Source organism: Thermodesulfobacteriota bacterium (genome assembly GCA_025062045.1).
GTDB lineage: Bacteria > Desulfobacterota > Syntrophorhabdia > Syntrophorhabdales > JANXAF01 > JANXAF01.
In genome coordinates this window covers 1-3,695 of the sequence record JANXAF010000020.1, presented here as the reverse complement: position 1 = coordinate 3,695, position 3,695 = coordinate 1, and the positions used below count along the sequence as shown (strand labels likewise).

Here is a 3,695-nt window from a genome sequence, read left to right as displayed (position 1 = left end):
CAAGCTCTTCTACTATCCTTTCAAGCCTTTCTACCCTCTCCTCTGTCCTCTTCTGAGCCTCCGCAAGCTCTTCAATCCTTTTTTCCGTTCTCCTTTGAGCCTCCGCAAGTCCTTCTAACCTCTGCTCAGTCCTTTTCTGAGCCTCCGCAAGCTCTTCTACCCTCTCCTCTGTCCTCTTCTGAGCCTCCGCAAGCTCTTCTATCCTTTTTTCAGTCCTTGTCTGAGCTTCTGCAAGCTCTTGTACTACCGCTTCAAGTCTACGGAGACCTTCCTCGCTTAGTCTTTGTGCATCTGAAAGCTCTTTTAAACTTTTCTCTGTTTCTTTTTGTGCCTGGGCAAGCTCTTTAATAATTATCCTTAACTCGCTACCTTCTCTTTGGTAGATGAATTTTGTCCGCTCGTCCACAAGCTTTTCGATTTTTGTCTTTAATGCCTTAGATAAGACGTTCCTACTTCTTTTTTCTCGTTCCATCTTTACGTTTATCCTACTTTTTCAAACCCGAGTTTTTTCACAGTCCTTTTTCGAGTTCTGGCAAGTAACGAATCTCACATGCCTCTTTCGGCTTTCACAACCAAAATCTATCACAAATATTTTGGCACCTCAAGAACCCTTGACAAGTGCGTAAAGCGCAGCGAAAAATTGATAAAAATGAAAGGGAGGTCACAATTGTACCCTATGTCCTGTTTACGGCAATTTTTTTTATTCACTTTGTTCCTCGGTTTAAGGATAGTGCAGGAATACGAAAGAATCGTCGTATTCAGACTCGGGACATTTCTTGAAAACGCAAAAGGACCCGGTATAGTCATCCTCATTCTGGTAATTGACCGCCCGGTGCGGGTTGACCTGAGGGAGTACGTGATTGAGATTCCCCAAGAGACATGTATAACAAAGGACAATGCGCCCATCTCAATAGATTTCCTCATCTATCTCCGGGTCATAAATCCTGTGGACTCAATAGTCCGAGTCCAAAACTTTCAATACGCAACTTGCAATCTTGCCACAACGACACTCAGAGCCGTCATCGGCGATATATCTCTCGATGATGTGCTCTCCAAAAGGGGGACATAAATAGGCAACTTCAAATTAAACTAGATGAGGTGACCTCCCGTTGGGGTGTTAAAGTTACAACAGTGGAAATCCGAGAAATTACGCCTTCCAGAGAGGTTCAGGATGCCATGACAAAGCAGGTGGCTGCTAGAAGGACAAGAAGGGCAATTGTAACAGAGGCAGAGGGTGTCAAGCAATCTCAGATACTCAGGGCCGAGGGAGAAAAAAAGGCTAAGATACTGGAGGCTGAAAATATAAGGGAGGCTGAAATTTTACGGGCTGAAGGAGAGAAGAAAGCACAAATATTTAAGGCCGAAGGATACGCGGAAGCTCTAATGAAGATTTGGGAAGTAGGGAAAAACCTCGATGAGAATACATTAAAACTCCAGTATCTCGACGCGTTAAAAACCATAGGAACTTCAGAGTCAGCTAAGATTGTCCTTCCCCTTAATATGGTCGACTTGATATCCCGGATCATAAAAGAGAAGCCTAAAGAAAAAGCTTAAAGAAAGTATTTACTCTTGGCGCTAAAGGTTTTTAGCCTAAAAGGGGAAAGACACTAAAGATTCCAACTCAGTCGAAATTTTTCCGTAAACCGTTTTTTCCTGGATGGAAAGCTCAAAACCTGTTATGATCTATTAAAAGTCTGGACTTGGCCGAAAAAGATCGCGAAATAAGGCCCTATAGAAAATCTATTGCTCTAATTTTGGGCATTATTTTAACCGTTATATTTTGTCTTCTTTGTCTTTTCCGTTTTTCTCCACTTGAAAGGCTCGAATATTTGATATACGACACCCGCTACCATATGCACGGAAAAAGAAGTGATATTCCGGAAGAGATCGTGATCGTATCGATAGATGACAGAAGCATAGAAAAGATAGGAAAATGGCCATGGAAAAGGCGTGTACTAGCAGAGATCATAAAAAGACTAAAGGATTATGGGAGCAAGCTGATTATCCTTGATGTAATCCTAAGTGAACCGGAAAGGGACGATCCCATTCTTGCCTCTGCTATTCTACAGGCTCAAAACGTCGTCCTTCCTATAGTTTTCGATATGGTCGGAGAAAAAAGACCCCTAAGCCACGAAATTCTTTTGGACCATTCCTTTCCCGTAGTTAAAAATTCCGAAAAGCTCAATCTTTTTCCCCTTCCTTCAGCAAAAAACGTGCTCGTACCTGTTCGGGAACTTATGGAGAATGCTTTAGCTTTGGGCCATATAAACATATTTTTTGATGCCGACGGTGTCTTAAGATGGGAGAATCTTGCAATCGAATTCGACGGAGAGATTTTTCCTTCAATTGATCTCCAGGCGGCAAGGCTCTTTCTTGGTATTCCTATCCAAGCAATGATACTTGATGCGGCAAAAGGTGTTACGCTGGGTGGATTTTTTATTCCAACTGACGTCCATTCCCGGATACTCATACATTACTACGGACCTTATAGGACCTTCCCCTATGTATCCGTCATAGATCTTCTTGAAGGAAAGATTGAGCCACACGTAATAGAAGGCAAAATCTGTCTTGTGGGTGCAGAGGCGACAGGAATTTACGATCTAAGAAACACGCCTGTCTCTCCTGCGATGCCAGGGATTGAAAAGCACGCAAATGTGATAGCTTCCATAATCAGGGGAGACCATATAAGGAAGGTACCGCAATTTATAAACCTTATAGTCATTTTTACTTGTGGAACTCTTTTTACCGTCCTTATATCGAAAAGAGGGGCCATCTTTTCTGCCATTTTGGCGTTAATTTTCTTTCTTGGCCTTTTGGGCTTAACTTACTACCTTTTCTTTGAAAGAAAAATCTGGCTCTACCTTAGCTATCCTTCTGTCTCTATCTTAAGCATATTTTTCGCTATCACAATCTACAGGTACGCCACCGAAGAGAGGCACGCAAGAAGAATAAAAGCCATGTTTTCTTCTTACGTTACGGAAAGAGTTGTCAATGAGCTTATCAGGAACCCCTCCCTTGCGAAACTCGGTGGAGAAAGGAAAGAAGTTACAGTCCTTTTCTCTGATATTGCCGGATTTACTTCCTTTTCCGAAAAGCACGACCCTATGGAAGTTGTAAGCATACTCAATGAGTATTTAAGCGAAATGACCAAAATCATCTTCGCTTACGAAGGTACATTGGACAAATTTGTCGGGGATGAGATTGTCGCCTTCTGGAATGCACCCCTTCCTCAGGAGAATCATGCAGAGCTTGCTTTAAGATGCGCCATCGAGATGAATGTGAAGCTAAAAGAGCTCAAAAAAAAATGGGAGAGGGCAGGGATTGAACCTTTTAATGCCGGAATCGGTCTTAATACGGGAGAGGTGATTGTTGGTAACATAGGGGCTGAGGGCAAAAAGATGGATTACACAGTAATTGGAGACAACGTGAATCTAGGCGCAAGAATCGAGGGACTCACAAGGAAACTTAAAGAGGACATAATAATAACGGAAAACACTCTTGCGAAGCTACATCCCCTAATCGAAAGTAATAAGCTTAGAGGGATAAGATTTAAAGGACTCGGAAGCGTAATTGTCAAAGGAAGGACAAAACCAGTAAGGATCTATAGCGTAAGCCTAAAGGACGACAAAGAACCATCCACTATCGAAGAAAACGAAACCGGAGTTACTCGAGTATATGACGAAAAATAAATATCT

At 42.4% G+C, this 3,695-nt stretch carries 4 protein-coding genes; 3 read left to right on the top strand and 1 reads right to left on the bottom strand.

Features of this window, described 5'->3' with window-relative positions; genetic code table 11:
• On the bottom strand, window positions 1–472 hold a 472-nt coding region (locus tag NZ583_08920), incomplete at its 3' end, for a hypothetical protein (GenBank protein MCS7281714.1).
• Between the two features lie 237 nt (window positions 473–709).
• On the opposite strand from NZ583_08920, the gene NZ583_08915 reads away from it, so the two are divergent.
• The 3 genes from NZ583_08915 (at window position 710) to NZ583_08905 (ending at window position 3,689) form a co-directional block, all read left to right on the top strand.
• Entirely contained in the window at window positions 710–1,069 is a 360-nt protein-coding gene (locus tag NZ583_08915) for an SPFH domain-containing protein (protein ID MCS7281713.1), read from the top strand.
• 29 nt (window positions 1,070–1,098) lie between these two features.
• Window positions 1,099–1,554: an SPFH/Band 7/PHB domain protein gene (locus NZ583_08910; protein MCS7281712.1), complete on the top strand. Its 456-nt coding sequence runs from the start codon at window positions 1,099–1,101 to the stop codon at window positions 1,552–1,554.
• Window positions 1,555–1,700: 146 nt separating this feature from the next.
• Window positions 1,701–3,689 carry an adenylate/guanylate cyclase domain-containing protein gene (locus NZ583_08905; GenBank protein ID MCS7281711.1) on the top strand — a complete coding sequence of 663 codons (1,989 nt, stop codon included), beginning with the start codon at window positions 1,701–1,703 and terminating at the stop codon, window positions 3,687–3,689.
• Window positions 3,690–3,695 lie beyond the last annotated feature (6 nt).